General features: G+C 69.3%; 12 protein-coding genes. 8 read left to right on the top strand and 4 right to left on the bottom strand.

Translation table 11 applies throughout. The features are described from left to right. Positions 1-34: 34 nt before the first annotated feature. Together ACYVL2_RS04690 and hflX are read right to left on the bottom strand one after the other, a co-directional pair. On the bottom strand, positions 35-1,765 hold the full coding sequence (locus tag ACYVL2_RS04690) for a hypothetical protein (protein ID WP_460540675.1): 1,731 nt from the start codon (positions 1,763-1,765) through the stop codon (positions 35-37). Positions 1,766-1,869: 104 nt separating this feature from the next. Next, complete coding sequence (gene hflX / locus ACYVL2_RS04685) at positions 1,870-3,231, bottom strand: GTPase HflX (RefSeq protein ID WP_460540763.1); 1,362 nt, start codon at positions 3,229-3,231, stop codon at positions 1,870-1,872. A gap of 228 nt (positions 3,232-3,459) precedes the next feature. On the opposite strand from hflX, the gene ACYVL2_RS04680 reads away from it, so the two are divergent. Beyond that, positions 3,460-4,848 (top strand): NAD-dependent malic enzyme, encoded by a 1,389-nt coding sequence (locus tag ACYVL2_RS04680; protein WP_460540673.1) that lies wholly within the window; start codon positions 3,460-3,462, stop codon positions 4,846-4,848. 15 nt (positions 4,849-4,863) lie between these two features. Here the strand turns inward: ACYVL2_RS04680 and dapF are convergent, their stop codons facing one another. Next, positions 4,864-5,646, bottom strand: a complete 783-nt coding sequence (gene dapF / locus ACYVL2_RS04675; protein ID WP_460540761.1) for a diaminopimelate epimerase — start codon at positions 5,644-5,646, stop codon at positions 4,864-4,866. 50 nt (positions 5,647-5,696) lie between these two features. On the opposite strand from dapF, the gene ACYVL2_RS04670 reads away from it, so the two are divergent. Continuing rightward, positions 5,697-6,779: a nicotinate-nucleotide--dimethylbenzimidazole phosphoribosyltransferase gene (locus ACYVL2_RS04670; protein WP_460540670.1), complete on the top strand. Its 1,083-nt coding sequence runs from the start codon at positions 5,697-5,699 to the stop codon at positions 6,777-6,779. 40 nt (positions 6,780-6,819) lie between these two features. On the opposite strand, the gene ACYVL2_RS04665 is transcribed toward ACYVL2_RS04670, so the two are convergent. Beyond that, positions 6,820-9,249, bottom strand: coding sequence for a glycoside hydrolase family 2 protein (locus ACYVL2_RS04665; RefSeq protein ID WP_460540668.1), 2,430 nt, complete (start codon positions 9,247-9,249; stop codon positions 6,820-6,822). A gap of 487 nt (positions 9,250-9,736) precedes the next feature. Here ACYVL2_RS04665 and ACYVL2_RS04660 point away from each other — a divergent pair, with 487 nt between their 5' ends. From ACYVL2_RS04660 to ACYVL2_RS04635, 6 genes are all read left to right on the top strand, one after another. Continuing rightward, positions 9,737-11,476 carry an ABC transporter substrate-binding protein gene (locus ACYVL2_RS04660; protein WP_460540666.1) on the top strand — a complete coding sequence of 580 codons (1,740 nt, stop codon included), beginning with the start codon at positions 9,737-9,739 and terminating at the stop codon, positions 11,474-11,476. 61 nt (positions 11,477-11,537) lie between these two features. Beyond that, positions 11,538-12,533, top strand: coding sequence for an ABC transporter permease (locus ACYVL2_RS04655; protein ID WP_460540664.1), 996 nt, complete (start codon positions 11,538-11,540; stop codon positions 12,531-12,533). Next, the gene (locus tag ACYVL2_RS04650; protein WP_460540662.1) at positions 12,530-13,411 is read left to right on the top strand and encodes an ABC transporter permease; all 882 of its coding nucleotides are present in this window, start codon (positions 12,530-12,532) and stop codon (positions 13,409-13,411) included. The genes ACYVL2_RS04655 and ACYVL2_RS04650 overlap by 4 nt, the downstream gene beginning before the upstream one ends. A gap of 2 nt (positions 13,412-13,413) precedes the next feature. Then, positions 13,414-14,367 carry an ABC transporter ATP-binding protein gene (locus ACYVL2_RS04645; RefSeq protein WP_460540660.1) on the top strand — a complete coding sequence of 318 codons (954 nt, stop codon included), beginning with the start codon at positions 13,414-13,416 and terminating at the stop codon, positions 14,365-14,367. 1 nt (position 14,368) lies between these two features. After that, positions 14,369-15,250: an ABC transporter ATP-binding protein gene (locus tag ACYVL2_RS04640; protein WP_460540658.1), complete on the top strand. Its 882-nt coding sequence runs from the start codon at positions 14,369-14,371 to the stop codon at positions 15,248-15,250. A gap of 28 nt (positions 15,251-15,278) precedes the next feature. Beyond that, a complete protein-coding gene (locus ACYVL2_RS04635) occupies positions 15,279-16,316 on the top strand; it encodes a LacI family DNA-binding transcriptional regulator (RefSeq protein WP_460540656.1) in 1,038 nt (345 codons plus the stop codon). The last annotated feature ends 73 nt before the right edge of the window (positions 16,317-16,389 follow it).

The following is a 16,389-nucleotide window of genomic DNA, read 5'->3' as shown; positions in this document are numbered from 1 at the left end:
GAGCGCGCGGCCGCACCAGTGAGTGGGTGCGCCGTCAGCGCCCCCGACCGTAACCGCCGCCGTTCGACGGACCCCAGTAGTCCTCGTCGGGCTCAGGGGCCCGTTGTTCCCCGCCTCCCGCGCCGTAGACCGTCCCACCGGCTTCACCGCCCGCACCGTAGACACTTCCGGCGGCATCCGGCGCCGCGCCGCCATGGACACCGCCGGCCGCCTGGCGCGGCGTGCCGTAGGTCTGCTGCGCCGGCGGGGGCGCGGCGGGAGGCGGTGCGGGCGGTGAAGCCGGAGCGGGCGCGGCGGGCGGCGGAGGCCCCGAATCGATCGCGAAGGACTCCCCGACGTCGTTGTAGATGCTGCCTTGGCCGGCCGCTTCGAAGGCCCCGTACTGAGGCTCGTCGCGGCCGCCGCGCCCGTAGACGCCGGCGGGAGGCTCAGGTGCGGCGTCGCTCCGAGGCGAGCCGTACACGCCGGGAGTCGGCTCGGACCTCGCGGCGCCGTAGACACCGCCTTCGGCCTCGGGCCGCTTCGCGCCGTACACGTTCCCGCCCGGCTCCGCCTTCGGCGAGCCGTACACGGACCCTTTGGCGAGCTCGCCGACCTCCGGGTCGGGCTGGCCGGCGTCGAGCCCCAGGTCCACCGGATCATCGGCCCGGATGTCACCGAAGACCGACTCCTCCCGGGCGAACCCCATCTCGGCGCCGTCCTCGTCCTCGGCGCGGTGCTCACGGCGGTGCTTGCGGATCACCATGATGCCGGCGAGCATCACCAGGAAACCGACCACCGCGATCGCGGCCAGGATCCTGATGATCGCGTCGAAGCCCAGGCCCAGCAGCATGTCGACGAAGCCGCCGTCGTCCGCGGCGGACCCGCTCTCACCGCCTTCGGCGGGAGCCGGCTCCTCGGGCTGCGGCTCGGCCGGGGTGTAGCCGGTGATCGACGCGAACGTGTCGTCGCCGTCGACCTTGCTGAGGGTGACGAATTCGCCGTCCGCGCCGTAGGTGATGTCCTGGCCCCCGGATGCGCCCTCGAGCGGCGTCACGAGCGGATCGGTGTCCATCATCGCCTGGATGACGTCGCCGTCCTTGACGTCCCACTCGTAGGCGTGCGTCGCGGTCCGGACCACGACCTTGTCGCCCGCGGCGTTGAGCGAGGCGCCGGTGACCGTGCCGCCCTCCGAGAGCTGGACGGTCCCGGCCAGCTTCATCGGGGTGTCCTCGGACTGCTTCTGCGAAGTCTCCATGTAGAGGGGCGCCTGGCCCTCGACCGCGGGGATGAACAGCGGCGTCTTGCCGTCGGGCATCAGCACGAACGCCTCGGCGTGCTTGAGCCCGTCGGGGTAGACGAACCGGTACATCACGTTGTTGGAGGGGTTGCCCGGCTCGACCTGGGTCACCGCGATCGAAGAGCGGGTGCCGTCGTGCTCGCCGATGTCGGCGGCCCACAGGAAGCCGTCCGCATCGAGCGAGAGCGCCTGCGGGTCCAGCGGCGGATGCTCGATGAAGATGCTCTCGGAGTCGCGGACGTTGCAGTCGGCGCCGACGCGCAGGATCCACATGCCGTAGTCCTGCTCGGAGCTCTCGCCGTCGGGCAGGATCCACCAGCCGTCGCCGTCGGCGGCCGCGGTGATCCCCGAGGCCTCCCTCAAGCGCGAGTCGTGAAGGTCGCAGAGGGTCGCTCCGCCCGATTCGGCCTCGTCCTGGGCGACCACCGGGGAAGCGGTCAACGCCAGGACGGCGCCTGCCGCACCTGCGGCGAGACGCAATTTCATCCAGGTGGGGGATACCCGACGGCGCTCTCGCATCAGGCAAGTGTTCCAGAACACGCCCGAACGACGGCGCGACCCCCGCACGACATGTTCGGGACCACGGAAACTCAGTCGCTTTCGAGGACGAATGCGCGCAATTCACCGGCCAGCGCGGCGTCGACCCGCACGTTCATCACGGTCCCGTCGCCGCGGTGCTCGGTCGAGAGGACCTCGCCGCGGGAGCGGACGCGCGAGACGAGGTCGCCGCGGACGTAGGGCACGCAGACGGTCATCGTGGTGTCGGGCTGCGGCAGGGCCCGCTCGATGGCGTCGCGCAGCTTGTCGATGCCGTCGCCGGTGCGGGCGGAGACGAAGACGGCGTCGGGCCAGTCGGAGCGGAGCTGGAGCAGCCGGTCGGGGTCGACCGCGTCGAGTTTGTTGACGACGAGGAGTTCGGGGATCGATTCGGCGCCGACTTCGGCGAGCACTTCGCGGACGGCGTCGGCCTGGCCGACGGGGTCGGCGTGGGCGCCGTCGATGACGTGCAGGATCAGGTCGGCTTCGGCGACCTCTTCGAGGGTCGAGCGGAAGGCCTCCACGAGCTGGTGGGGCAGGTGGCGGACGAATCCGACGGTGTCGGAGATGGTGTATTCGCGGGCTTCGGAGGTGCGGGCGCGCCTGGTGGAGGTGTCGAGGGTGGCGAAGAGGGCGTCCTGGACGAGGATGCCGGCGCCGGTGAGGGCGTTGAGCAGGCTCGACTTGCCGGCGTTGGTGTAGCCGGCGATGGCCACGCCGGGGACGCGGTTGCGGGTGCGCGAGTCGCGTTTGGTTTCGCGGGTGACGGTGAGTTTGGCGAGGTCTCGGCGGAGTTTGGCGACGCGGGCGCGGATGCGGCGGCGGTCGGTCTCGAGTTTGGTCTCGCCGGGGCCGCGGAGGCCGACGCCGCCGTTGGAGCCGGCGCGGCCGCCGGCCTGGCGGCTCATGGCCTCGCCCCAGCCGCGCAGGCGCGGCAGGAGGTACTGGAGCTGGGCGAGTTCGACCTGGGCCTTGCCTTCGGAGCTCTTGGCGTGCTGGGCGAAGATGTCGAGGATCAGCGCGGTGCGGTCGATGACCTTGACGTTGATGGCCTTTTCGAGGGCGATGAGCTGCCCGGGGGTGAGTTCGCCGTCGCAGATGACGGTGTCGGCGCCGAGCGCTTCGACCACGTCTTTGACTTCGCGGACCTTGCCGGAGCCGATGAAGGTGCCGGCGTCGGGCTTGGAGCGGCGCTGGATGAGGCCGTCGACGACCTGGGATCCGGCGGTCTCGGCGAGGGCGGCGAGCTCGTTGAGGGAGTTCTCGGCGTCTTCGGCGCTGCCTTCGGTCCATACGCCGACCAGGACGACCTGTTCGAGGCGCAGGCGCCGGTACTCGGCGTCGGTGACGTCGGTGAGTTCGGTGGAGGCGAGTCCGGAGATGCGCCGCAGGGCCTGGCGGGCCTCGAGATCCATCTCGCCGGTCGACGGGGATTGGTTCGTGATGCGTTCTTCGTTCAAATTCAGGTGCTCCATCTGCATTGACTCAAGCTTGACACGGACTTGCGCCGATCAGAAGCGATTATTCAGTGTCGCGCCCTACGCCGGTGGCGGCCGCGGGCGGTCGGGGTCCCGTCGGTGGCAGAATTGCCGGTACTCGTACCTCTGAGTCCCACAACGACGTGGTTTTCTGCAAGGAGTGGCATGACTGCAGCCCGACTGACCAGCGCCGGTTTCTCGATCACGGTCCGGTTGGCGCTTCCGGCCGATCCCGGTGCGGCCGGGCGGCTCGCCACGGTCGTGGGGCAGGCGGGGGCGATCGTCACCGCCTTGGACGTGGTCTCCTCCGACAGCAGGCGCATGGTCGTGGACCTCACTTGCGACACTTCGGACTCCTCGCACGCCGAGCAGGTGACGCAGGTGTTGGAGTCGATGCCGGACTTCGAGGTCAAGAAGGTCTCGGACCGGACGTTCCTGGTGCATCTGGGCGGGAAGATCGAGGTGCAGCCGAAGGTGCCGCTGAAGAACCGGGACGATCTGTCGATGGCGTACACGCCGGGTGTGGCGCGGGTGTGCATGGCGATCGCGGACAATCCGGACGATGCGCGGCGGTTGACGATCAAGCGGAACACGGTTGCGGTGGTGTCGGACGGCTCGGCGGTGCTGGGTCTGGGCAATATCGGCCCGGCCGCGGCGATGCCGGTGATGGAGGGCAAGGCGGCGCTGTTCAAGAAGTTCGCGGACGTGGACGCGTGGCCGGTGTGCTTGGACACGCAGGACACCGACAAGATCGTGGACATCGTGACGGCTTTGGCGCCGACGTACGGGGGCATCAATCTGGAGGACATCGCGGCGCCGCGGTGCTTCGAGATCGAGGCGCGGCTGCGTGAGCGGTTGGACATTCCGGTGTTCCACGACGATCAGCACGGTACGGCGATCGTGGTGCTGGCGGCGTTGACGAACGCGCTGCGGGTGGTCGGCAAGGATTTCGCGGACGTGCGGGCGACGGTGGTCGGCTGCGGCGCGGCGGGCACGGCGATCATGCGTCTGCTGGCGAAGGCCGGGATCGGCGACATCGTGCCGGTGGACCGGGACGGGGCGCTGCATCAGGGCATGGACTGCGACAACGAGACTTGGAAGTGGTTGGGCGAGACGTTCAACAAGGAGAACTACTCGGGGGATCTGTCCGGGGCGGTCGAGGGCTCGGACGTGTTCATCGGGGTGAGCGCTCCGAACATCCTCAAGGGTTCGGACGTGGCGAAGATGGCGTCGGATCCGATCGTGTTCGCGCTGGCGAATCCGGATCCGGAGATCAGTCCGTCGGAGGCGGCGCGGTATGCGGCGATCGTGGCGACGGGGCGGTCGGATCAGCCGAACCAGATCAACAACGTGCTGGCGTTCCCGGGCGTGTTCCGGGGGCTGCTGGATGCGCAGGCGCGCGGCTGGAACGACGAGGCGGCGCTGGCGGCGGCGTGGGCGATCGCGGACTGCGTCGGCGAGGAGAAGGTGAACGCGACTTATATCGTGCCGAGCGTGTTCGACCCGCTTGTGGCGCCGGCGGTGGCAGCGGCGGTGAAAGCCGCGATGCGTTAGCGGCCCGGCCGGGTCTCAGATCCGCGCGGTCCCGTGGGCGACGATGACGGCCGGTCCGATGAGGTGGACGGTCTCGTCGGTGACGGTGACGGTGAGCGTTCCTCCCGGCAGGTCGACTTCGCAGGTGCCGGTGTCGGTGCCGGATCGGCGCAGGGCGACGGCGGCGACGGCGCAGGCGCCGGTGCCGCAGGAGGCGGTCTCGCCGACGCCGCGTTCGTGGACGCGCATGCGCACGTGGGGGGCGGAGCCGACGACGAATTCGACGTTGACGCCTTCGGGGAACAGGCCCGTGTCGAACAAGGGCGCGCGGTGCAGGTCGAGCCCGTCGAGGCGGTCGGTCTCGGCGAGGTGGCAGACGAGGTGCGGGTTGCCCATGGAGACGGCCTGGCCCGGCCAGGTGAAGCCGTCGAGGGTGGCCTCGGAGGCGGGGCCGAAGGCGGCCGGACCCATGTCGACGCCGAGGCGGTCGCCTTCGACGGTGACGGTCTTGGTGCCGGCGCGGGTGGCGATCGGGATCCGGTCGCCGTCGGCGAGCCCCTGCTCGAGCAGGTAGCGGGCGAAGACGCGGATGCCGTTGCCGCACATTTCGGCGACCGAGCCGTCGGCGTTGCGGTAGTCCATGAACCACTTGGCCGCGGGGTCGTCGGACGGGGCGACGCGCAGGAGGCCGTCGCCGCCGATGCCGAAGCGGCGGTCGCACAGGGCGGCGACCTGGGGGCGGGTGAGTGGGTGCTCGTCGGCCGGGTCGGCGACGATCACGAAGTCGTTGCCGGTCCCGTGGCCCTTGGCGAAGTCGATGGCGGTCACATGGCAATTGTGCCGCATGGTCGTCGCGATAGCCTTACCCCGTGACCGATACGACGGATGCCGGCCCCCTCGACGACCTGAAGGCGAAGTTCCCCAACGGGGTGTGGACGACCCGCGCGAACGCGCGGCTCCAGAAAGCGCTCATCGAAGGCTCCGGGCTGGGCAGTCTCCAGCCGGCCGTCGGCTGGGCGGCCCGCATGCAGGGAACCGACGACCCGCAGCCGTTCTCCTCGCCGAGGATGCTGCTGTTCGCGGGCGAGTATCCCGACGGCTGGGCCGCCGGGGACCCGAGCGCGCTGTCCGACCAGATCCTGGCGGTGCAGCGCGACGAGGGCCTGCTCGGGGAGCAGGCCGCGCGCGCGGGCATCCCGGTGGAGGTCGTGGAGACCGGCCCGAGCGGCGGGGACGAGGGGCCGCTGCTGGACGAGGCCCGCCGCGTCGAATGCCTGACGCTGGGCCGCCAGAGCGCCGACCGCGCGATCGACGGCGGCGCCGACCTGCTGCTCATCGCGGGGCTCGGGGCGGGCGCGGCGACGGCCGCGGTGGCGCTGTGCTCGTTCATCGCCAAGGACGACGTGACCTCGTTCATGCCGCAGCTGCAGGCTCCCGGTGGGCTGGTCGACGACATTTCGTGGATGAGGCGCGTGGCGGCGCTGCGGGACCATCTGGCGTTCAATCACGGCTTCAAACGGCAGGCCGACGCGCTGGTGTCGCGGCTGGGCGGCGCCGAGCTCGGCGCGATGGCCGCGGCGATCATGACCGCCGCGACCCGTTCGACGCCGATGCTCCTGGACGGCCCGGCGGCGGCCGGGGCGATGATGATCGCCCGCGACTTCGGCCTGGCGGCACCGAAGTGGTGCTACATGCCGAACCGCTCGCCGCACCCGGTGGTGGCCAAGCTGTCGAAGCAGGGCGGACTGGCCGACGACTTCGGGCTGGGCATGGACATGGGCGACGGACCGGGGCTGCTCATCGGCTGGGAGCTGCTGCAGCAGGCGCTGCGGATCTCTTCGGCGCTCCCGCTGGCCGAGGAGGAGCAGCCCCCGGCCGAGGAGAAGACGAAGCAGGAAGCGGAGCGGCAAGAGGACGAGCGGTCCGAAGCCGCCGAGTCCGAGCCGGAGTAGCGGCCCCGGCCGGAGGCACTCCCCCGGACGGGTCTCGGGTTCAGTCGTTGATCGCGCGGAGCACCGGCTTGGCGCACAGCGCCTTCGCCAGTGCCGCGTCGTCCCGCAGCTTCGCGCTGGTCACGGTGAAGGTGGCCCGCTCGCCCGGGATGAGGGTCAGCAGGGCCTTGTCCACGACCGCGTCCGGGTCGAGCCGGTCGGGGAAGAGGCACAGGTCCCGCAGGACCGTCTCGGCGGTGACGGTCACGGCCACGCCGTTCTCGACCGGTTCGACTTCGGCGCCGAAGCGGGCGGTCGGCCAGTCCATGTCCTTGTCCTCCTTGGTGAACCAGGCCGCGCGAGGGAAGTCCTCGGTGCCGGTGACCAGGAATTCGCCGTCGGTCGGCAGCGTGCCCGGCTCCAGTGCGACCTCGGCGCTCTCGCGGGGCCCGATGTCGAGTTTGAGCAGGGCGCGGCCCAGAATGCGGCCTTCGGGACCGCACTTCCAGAAACCGACCGCGTCGTCCCAGGTCTGGTCGCAGTCGTTGACCACCACGAGTTTGAGGCCCTCGCCGTCGGGTTGGAAGGTCACGATCCGGTCGGCGTAGACGTCGCGCAGCGCGTACCAGAGCGGCTTGCGGCGCTCCTCGCCGTCGATCGCGGCCCAGGAGGTGACCGGCCAGCAGTCGTTGAGCTGCCACACGATGGAGCCGGTGCAGTACGGCTGGAGCGAGCGGAAGTACTCGATGCCGAGCTTCATCGCCCGCGCCTGGTTGACCTGCGTGAAGTACAGCCAGTCGTCGAAGTCGCGCACCGGCGGCAGGTGGGCGTCCAGGCCGCGCTGGAGCTTGGCCTGCCCGTCAATGGCCTTCTGGTGCCAGAGCATGTTCGGGGTCTCGGCCTGGAGCGGTTCGTCGGTGACCATGCGCCGCACCGTGGCCCAGGTGGCGGGCGCCTGGTAGCCGAATTCGGCCACGAACCTGGGCTTCCATTCGCGGTAGCGGGCGTAGTCCTCCTCGTTCCACACGTCCCAGATGTGGACCGAGCCGTGCGCCTGGTCGTTGGGGTGGATCGCGGGGTCGCCCGAGTAGGGGCTGCCGGGCCAGTACGGGCGCGTGCGGTCGATCTCGGCCACGAGTTTGGGGAGCAGGTCGTGGTAGTAGCCGGCGCCCCAGGTCCTGCCGTCGAGCGGCTCCCGCCAGTCCCAGTCGTGCCAGCCCCAGATGTTCTCGTTGTTGCCGATCCAGGCGACCAGGCTCGGGTGCGGGGCGAGCCTGACGAGGTTGTCGCGCGCCTCGGCCTCGACCTCGGACCAGAACGGCTCCTCCTCGGGGTAGGAGGCGCAGGCGAACGGGAAGTCCTGGGAGACCAGCATCCCGAGGCGGTCGCACACGTCGTAGAAGTCGTCGGCCTCGTAGACGCCCCCGCCCCAGATGCGCACGAAGTTGACGTTCGCCTCGGCGGCCTGGTCGAGGCGCCGCTCGTAGCGGTCGCGGTCGACGCGGGCGTGCATGACGTCGTCGGGGATCCAGTTGACGCCGCGGACCCAGACCGGCCGGCCGTTGACCTTGACCGTGAAAGGGGTGCCGTCGCCGTCGGGCTCGGTGTCGAGCTCGACGGTGCGGAATCCGATCTCGCGCCGCCACGAGTCGAGTTCGACTCCGTGGGCGCGCACCGACACCGCGGCCTCGTACAGCCTCTGGTCGCCGTAGCCTCGCGGCCACCACAGCTCGGGGTCGTCGACCTCGAGGCGGGCCTCGGCGGTCACGGCGCCGGCCTCGACGGTCAGCGCCGTCTCCCTCCCGGCTACCGAGCAGCGCAGCTGGACGTCGGTGTCGACGGCCTTGCGCAGGCGGACCTCGAGATCGAGGACGCCGCGTCCGGCTTCGACGCCGACCCGGGGCACCACCTGGTCGATTCTGGCGATGTTCCACGTCTCCAGGCGCACCTGCCGCCAGATGCCGGCCCCGGCCAGGTTCGGGCCCCAGTCCCAGCCGAAATCGCAGGCGGCTTTGCGGATGAAGTTGAGCGGTTCAGGTTGGTAGGCGTGGGGCCGGTCGCCGAGGCGTTCGCGGTGCGCCTCGGCGTACGCGTACGGGGAGGTGAACGCCACCTCCAGCTCGTTGGCGCCGTCGCGGATCGCGTCGCCGACGTCGAAGCGGAAGCGCCGGTGCATGTTCGCGGTCTCGCCGACGACCCGGCCGTTGAGGCTGACGCGGGCGACCGTGTCGAGTCCGTCGAAGACCAGCTCGACTCCGTCGTGCGGTTCGACCCGGTGCTCGAAGACGGTCCGGTAGGTCCAGTCGGTGCGCCCGATCCAGGCCAGCTCCCGCTCGGCGTCGTCCAGGTAAGGGTCGCCGATGAGGCCGGCCGCCATGAGGTCGGTGTGGACGCAGCCAGGCACGGTCGCGGGCAGGCCCTCGACCTCCAGTCGAGAGCCGGAACCGGCCGTGACGGTCCAGCCTTCGTGGAGGGTTCGCTTGGCGCTCAATGAGACTCCTAGGTTGATTCGATGAGCTGTTTCGACGCCGCAGGCGATTGTTCCACTCGGCCGGCGCGGCGGTCTTCCGAGTCGCCGAGCGGGGGTGCTCGGGCCTCGGGGTCGGGGAGGTTCACTTCGTTCAACGGCGGGCCGCTTCGGGCCGATTGCTTAACCGGGTAAGCACTCAGAATCTATCGGTTGGATCCACGCACGTCAATATTGGGTCCTTTCCGTGATGCAATTGTAATCATAGACGTCGATACTGCCTCGCAAAATGCGGCGTTGAGCAGCTGAAACATAGGCTCAACGCTCCCATGAAATCCCCCTGAAGCGCACGCCTGAAACGATTGAGGCCGCCTGTGGCGGCTTGACATCGAAAAAGACGCATGGTTCAGTAGGCTCACTGACCCGGTTAAGATGCGACGCGTCACATACCCAGAGACACCCTTCGGAGCAGCTGAGCATCGATCGGACCGGGCACCGATCATCCCTCGATGTGAAAGTTGAGCAGATCATGTTGAAACGGCGACAACTCATCGCCCTCGCCGCGGGCACCGCCCTGGCGGCGGGCGCCTGCACCGACGGCGGTGGCGGTGGGACCGAGAACCCCGAAGACCTGTCCATGGGCGAGTTCCCCCGCGACGAGACCCTCTACACCACCGGTTCGGCCTGGGGTCCGCCCGCCGACTGGAACCCCATCAACCCCGGGCAGGCCACCGGCCTCAACGGCCTGGGCTACGAGCCGCTCTTCCTGTTCGACCCGAACCAGCAGGAGTTCACCCCCTGGCTCGCCGAGTCCGGCGAGTGGACCGAGGATCTGGTCTACGAGCTCACACTGCGCGAAGGGATCACCTGGAGTGACGGCGAAGAGCTGACCGCCGAAGACGTCAAGTACACCGCCGAGCTCGGCCACATCGAGGCGGTCCCGTACTCCAACACCTGGAACTGGCTGGAGTCGGTCGAGGCGGTCGACGACCTGACCGTCCGATTCAGCTTCTCCGAAGCACGCCACCAGGAGTGGAACAACTTCCTGTTCACCACCATGATCGTCCCCGAGCACGTCTTCTCGGGGTACTCCGAGGAGGAGATCCTCACCGGCGCCAACGAGGACCCGGTGGTCTCGGGCCCGTACACGGTCCACAGCTACGACCAGGACCGCATCGCCTGGGTCAAGCGCGACGACTGGTGGGCCACCGAGCACCTCGACCTCGAGGTCAAGCCGACCTTCATCGTCGACATCGTCAACACGAGCAACGAGGTCACCCTCAACATGCTCATGCAGGGCGAGATCGACCTGTCGAACAACTTCCTGCCCGGCATCTCGGACCTCCTCGAGGGCGACCCGTCACTGAGCACCTACTACGACTCGCCGCCGTACATGGCCTCGGCCAACACGGCCATGCTCATCCCCAACACCACGATCGAGCCGCTGAACGACCCGGAGTTCCGCCGGGCCATGGCCTTCGCCATCAGCCCCGGCGAGATCGTCGACTCGGTCTACTCCGGCATCGTGGCCGAGTCCAGCCCCACCGGACTGCTGCCGATCTGGGAGCGCTATTACGACCAGGAGGTGCTCGCCGACCACGGCTTCCAGTTCGAGCCCTCCGAGGCGGTGTCCATCCTCGAGAACGCCGGGTACACCGACTCCGACGGCGACGGCTACCTCGAGACCCTCGACGGCCAGCCGTTCGAGTTCAAGCTCAACGTCCCGACCGGCTGGACCGACTGGGAGGAGGCCGCGCGCTCCATCTCGAACGACCTCCGCGACGTGGGCGTCAACGTCACCGAGGAGTTCCTCGACGCCGGCGCCGTCGACGACGCCCGCACCTCCGGCGACTTCGACCTGATCCTCAACAACTGGAGCGGCATCAGCCACTCGCCGTGGACCCACTACCGGTACCTGTTCCAGCAGCCGATCCTCGAGGACCAGAACGACGCCAACTTCTCCCGCTGGGAGAGCGACGAGGCATGGGAGCTCACCGAGGAGCTCGCCGCGACCCCGACCGAGGACCCGCGGTTCCAGGAGATCGTCTCCGAGCTGCAGCGCATCTCGCTGGAGGAGATGCCGGCCATCCCGATCTGGTACAACGGCGTCTGGGCGCAGGCGACCAACCAGGTGTGGACCAACTGGCCGAGCAGCGCCGAGGACACCTCCGACGTCTACCCCTCGACGTGGAACGAGATGTGGCGCATGAGCTCCATCCTCATGCTCACCGAACTCGAATCCGCCCGATAGCAGCCCCCGGGGGCCGGGCCGCCGCGGCGGCCCGGCCCCCGGCCGACCCCAAGGAGTCCCGATGGGCCGCTATTTCCGGCGCAAGCTCCTCATCTACGGCATCACCTTCTTCATCGCCGTCACCATCAACTTCGCGATCCCCCGCCTCATGCCCGGGGACCCGGTGGCGCGCATGCTCACCCGCAACTCGGTGGCCAACCCCGAGACCTCGGAGGCCATGCGCGGCTACTTCGAGAACCTGTTCGGCTTCGACGTGCCGCTGTGGCAGCAGTACCTCAACTACTGGGCGGCGCTGTTCCAGGGCGACCTGGGCGTCAGCGTCTTCGCCTTCCCCTCCCCGGTCTCGAAGGTCGTCCTCGACGCCCTGCCCTACACCCTCGCGCTGCTGCTCCCGGCCATCCTCCTGAGCTGGATCGTCGGCAACGGCCTCGGCGCCATGGCCGCCCGCAGCAAATGGCTCGACAACACCGTCCTGCCGCTCGGCTACCTGTTCACCGCCGTCCCGTACATGTGGCTGGCGATCCTGCTGGCGTGGGTCGGCGGCATCATCCTCGGCTGGTTCCCGGTCGCCGGCGCCTACAGCTTCTCGATGCAGCCGAACCTGAGCTGGACGTTCTTCGTCGACCTGGTCCACCACTGGTTCCTGCCGTTCCTGTCGCTGTTCATGGTCGCGCTCGGCGGCTGGGCGATCGGCATGCGGAACCTGGTCATCTACGAGCTCGAGTCCGACTACGCGAACTACCTGCAGGCGCTCGGCGCCCCGCGGCGGCTGGTGCGCCGCTACGCGTTCCGCAACGCCATGCTCCCGCAGATCAGCGGCCTCGCGCTGCAGCTCGGCGTAGTCGTCGGCGGCGCCCTGGTCACCGAGGTCGTCTTCGCCTACCCCGGCCTGGGCAGCCTTCTGCTGAACGCCATCAACAACCAGGACTTCTTCCTGCTGCAGGGCATCCTGCTGTTCATCGTGCTGGGGGTGCTGGTGTTCAACTTCCTGGCCGACGTCGTCTACGTCCTGGTCGACCCCCGCACCCGCCTCGGACTCGAAGGAGGCCAGTCATGACCACCGACGCCACCCTCAACACCGACGTGGTCGGCAAGCGCGGCGAGCACCTCTACTTCGCGCTGCGGAACCCGAAGGTCGTCATCGGGCTGTCGATCGTGCTGGCCCTGCTGCTGCTGGGCGTGATCGGACCGTTCTTCCTCTCCTCGAACCCCAATGAATACGTCGGTCCCAAGTCCGAGGCGCCCTCGGGCGAGTACTGGCTCGGCACCACCTACTTCGGGCAGGACGTGTTCGCGCAGTTCACGCACGGGCTGCGATCGTCGTATCTGGTGGGCGCGCTCGGCGGCGGCATCGCGTTCGTGATCGGGCTGACGGTCGGTTTCACCGCGGGCTACCGCGGTGGCCTGGTCGACGAGCTGCTCAACATGATCACCAACGTGGTGCTGGTGCTGCCGGCGCTGGCCGTGCTCATCGTCATCAGCTCCTACCTGGAGGTCCGCGGGGTCGTCTCGCAGGCGGTCATCATCGGGCTGTTCTCGTGGCCGTGGGTGGCCAGGGCGGTCCGGGCCCAGACGTTCACGCTGCGCAACCGCGACTATGTGGACTTGGCGAAGCTGACCGGCAAGCGCGCTCCGCAGATCATCGTCCGGGAGGTCATGCCGAACATGGCCTCGTACCTCTTGATGTCGCTGATCCTGCTGTTCGGCGGCGCGATCCTGTTCGCGGCGATGCTGGACTTCATCGGCCTGGGGCCGACGAACGCGGTGTCGCTGGGCACCATGATGCAGCAGTCGATGGCCTGGAGTTCGCTCCATCTCGGACTGTGGTGGTGGTTCGTCCCGCCGGGGCTGGCGATCACCGCGATCGTCGGCGCGCTGTACATCACCAACGTCGGCCTCGACGAGGTCTTCAACCCGAAACTGAGAGAGATGTAGCCATGGCACTGGAAGTGGAGGACCTCCGCGTCCACTACCGCACCACCAAGGGCGATGTGCGGGCGCTCGACGGGGTCTCGTTCGATCTGGCCGACGGCGAGATCATGGGCCTGGCCGGCGAGTCGGGCTGCGGGAAGACCACGCTCGGCAAGAGTCTGATCCGGCTCGACGGGCGGATGCGCCACGTCGGCGGCAAGGCGGTGCTCGACGGCGAGGAGCTGCCCATCGCCGACGACCGCAGGATGAACCGGCGCCGGTACGCGGACGTGTCGATCATTCCGCAGTACTCGATGAGCGCGATGAATCCGACTCGGAAGATCGGGAAGATGACCGCCGACCTGCTGCGGGCCAAGGGCGAGTCATTCCGGGAGCTGCGCCCGGAGCTGGTGCGGCGCCTGGAGCTGGTGGGGCTGTCGGAGCGGGTGCTCGACAACTACCCGATCGAGCTGTCGGGGGGCATGAAGCAGCGGATGGTCATGGTGCTGTCGACGCTGCTGGACCCGAGCCTCCTGATCGCCGACGAGGTGACTTCGGCGTTGGACGTGTCGAATCAGAAGGCCGTGGCCGAGACGCTGGTGCGCTTCCGCGAGCTGGGGTTCGTCAAGAGCATGATCGTGGTGACCCACGATCTGTCGCTGGTCTACCAGATCGCCGACACGATCATGATCATGTACGCCGGCCAGGTGGTGGAGAAGGCGCCGGCCGAGACGATCATCAAATCGCCGCGGCATCCGTACACCCGGGCGCTGATCGGGGCGCTGCCGGAGGTGGGGCTCGAGTACGGCGACGAGCGGCTCAAGAGCATCCCGGGCAAGCCGCCGCAGCTGCTGAACCCGCCGACCGGGTGCCGCTTCCGCGATCGCTGTCCGCTGGCGTTCGAGCGCTGCGCCGAAGAGCCTCCGGCGGTGGCGATCGCCGACGACCACGTGGCCTCGTGCTGGAAGGCGGCGAACTGACGTGTTGGAACTGGAGAGCGTGTGGAAGTCCTACCGGACCGGGGCGCTGGGGTCCAAGCGGTTGACGGCGGTCCGCGACGTCAGCTTCTCGATCGCTCCGGGCGAAGTGCTGTCGGTGGTGGGCGAGTCGGGCAGCGGCAAGACGACCGTCGGGAAGATGGTGCTGCAACTGGTCTCGGTCAGCCGGGGCTCGATCCGGCTGAACGGGCGGGACATCACCGCCCGCGGGCACACCGACCGCAAGGCCTATTATCGCCGGGTGCAGGGGGTGTTCCAGGACCCGTTCAGCAGCTACAACCCGATCTTCAAGGCCGACCGAGTGCTGGAGACGGTCCGCGAGTCGTTCTTCCCGGGGGTCAAGCGGCCCGAGTGGGAGGCGAAGGTCGACGCGGCGCTGCAGTCGGTCGGGCTCGAGCCGGACGCGGTGCGCGGGAAGTACCCGCACCAGCTCAGCGGCGGGCAGCTGCAGCGGATGCTCATCGCGCGGGCGCTGCTGCTGGACATCGAGATCCTGGTGGCCGACGAGATCATCAGCATGCTCGACGCCTCGACGCGCATCGACGTGCTCAACCTGCTCGGCGACCTCAAGCGGCGAGGACTGGGCGTGCTGTTCGTCACCCACGACCTCTCGCTGGCGAATTACATCAGCGAGCGGGTGATCATCATGCGGCACGGCGCGGTGGTAGAGATGGGGGCCACGGGGAAGGTGTTCGGGGATCCGCGGCACCCGTATTCGCGGAACCTGCTGGCATCGGTGCCGCAGCTGCACCGCAAGTGGTCGGAGTCGCCGACCGAGCTCGAGGAGCTCGAGCCCGACGGCGACCGCGAGGTCGCGCCGCCCGCGCTGACGCGGGTGGACGAGGACCACTGGGTCGCGGCCTGACCCGCATCACCGGTTACGAGGAGACGACATGAGCAGACGGCCGACCATCGCCGACATCGCCCGGGCCGCGGGCGTGTCGAAGGGCGCGGTGTCGTATGCGCTCAATGGACGGCCGGGCGTCTCGGCGGCCACGCGGCAGCGGATCCTGGCCATCGCCGCCGAGATCGGCTTCGTGCCGAACCGGGCGGCGCGGTCGCTGTCGGTCTCCTCGGCCCAGGCGGTCGGGATCGCGCTGCGGCGCTCGGCCCGCACCCTGGGGATCGAGCCGTACTTCATGGAGCTCATCAGCGGCATCGAGGCCGCGCTGTCGTCCCGGTCGCTCGGCCTGACCCTGCAGATCGTCGGCACCGTCGAGGAGGAGCTCGACGTGTACCGGCGCTGGTGGGCCGAGCGGCGGGTCGACGGCGTGCTGCTGTGCGACGTCGGCGCCGACGACCAGCGGCTCGATGCGGTGGCGGCGCTCGGGCTCCCGGCCGTGGCCGTCGGCGGGCCGATCGAGGGCTGCGCGCTGCCGTCGATCTGGCACGACGACGCCGAGCCGTGCCACGAGGTCCTGGAGTACCTCTACGCGCTCGGGCACCGGCGGATCGCCCGCGTCGCGGGACTGCCGCGGCTGCTGCACACCACCATCCGGGACGCGGCGTTCGCCGAGGCGGCCGAGAGCATGGACTTCGCGTCGTTCGAATCGGTCCACAGCGACTACTCGGGCGAGCAGGGCGCCAGGATCACCAGGCGGCTGCTCACCTCGCCGTCGCGTCCGACGGCGGTGATCTACGACAACGACGTCATGGCCGTGTCCGGGCTCGGCGTCGCCCACGAGCTCGGACTGACCGTGCCCGACCAGCTGTCGATCGTGGCCTGGGACGACTCGCCGCTGTGCCGGCTGACCCACCCGACGCTGACCGCGTTCAGCCGCGACATCCCGGCCTACGGTTCGAAGGCCGCCGGGATCCTGCTGTCGCTCATCGGCGCCGAGCCGCCGTCCCCGCACGACGGCGAGCTGTCGATCCAGTGCCCGTCGGCGCAGCTGTCGCCTCGGGGCTCGACCGGCCCGGCCGCTTCCTGACGCCCGCTGACGGTCCTGGTCAGGGGCGTGAAGCCGAGATCCAGTCCGAATATGGGCGGCCTCCAGATCGCCG

It is taken from the genome of Glycomyces halotolerans, assembly GCF_054779575.1.
The sequence above is the reverse complement of the archived record's forward strand: the minus strand, read 5'-3'. Positions and strand labels throughout refer to the sequence as shown.

What these genes read in the sequence shown, in the direction of transcription:
- ACYVL2_RS04690 (WP_460540675.1), bottom strand. Translation starts at nt 1,765, where the DNA reads ATGAAATTGCGTCTCGCCGCAGGTGCGGCAGGCGCCGTCCTGGCGTTG.
- hflX (WP_460540763.1), bottom strand. Translation starts at nt 3,231, where the DNA reads ATGGATCTCGAGGCCCGCCAGGCCCTGCGGCGCATCTCCGGACTCGCC.
- ACYVL2_RS04680 (WP_460540673.1), top strand. Translation starts at nt 3,460, where the DNA reads ATGACTGCAGCCCGACTGACCAGCGCCGGTTTCTCGATCACGGTCCGG.
- ACYVL2_RS04655 (WP_460540664.1), top strand. Translation starts at nt 11,538, where the DNA reads ATGGGCCGCTATTTCCGGCGCAAGCTCCTCATCTACGGCATCACCTTC.
- ACYVL2_RS04650 (WP_460540662.1), top strand. Translation starts at nt 12,530, where the DNA reads ATGACCACCGACGCCACCCTCAACACCGACGTGGTCGGCAAGCGCGGC.
- ACYVL2_RS04645 (WP_460540660.1), top strand. Translation starts at nt 13,414, where the DNA reads ATGGCACTGGAAGTGGAGGACCTCCGCGTCCACTACCGCACCACCAAG.
- ACYVL2_RS04635 (WP_460540656.1), top strand. Translation starts at nt 15,279, where the DNA reads ATGAGCAGACGGCCGACCATCGCCGACATCGCCCGGGCCGCGGGCGTG.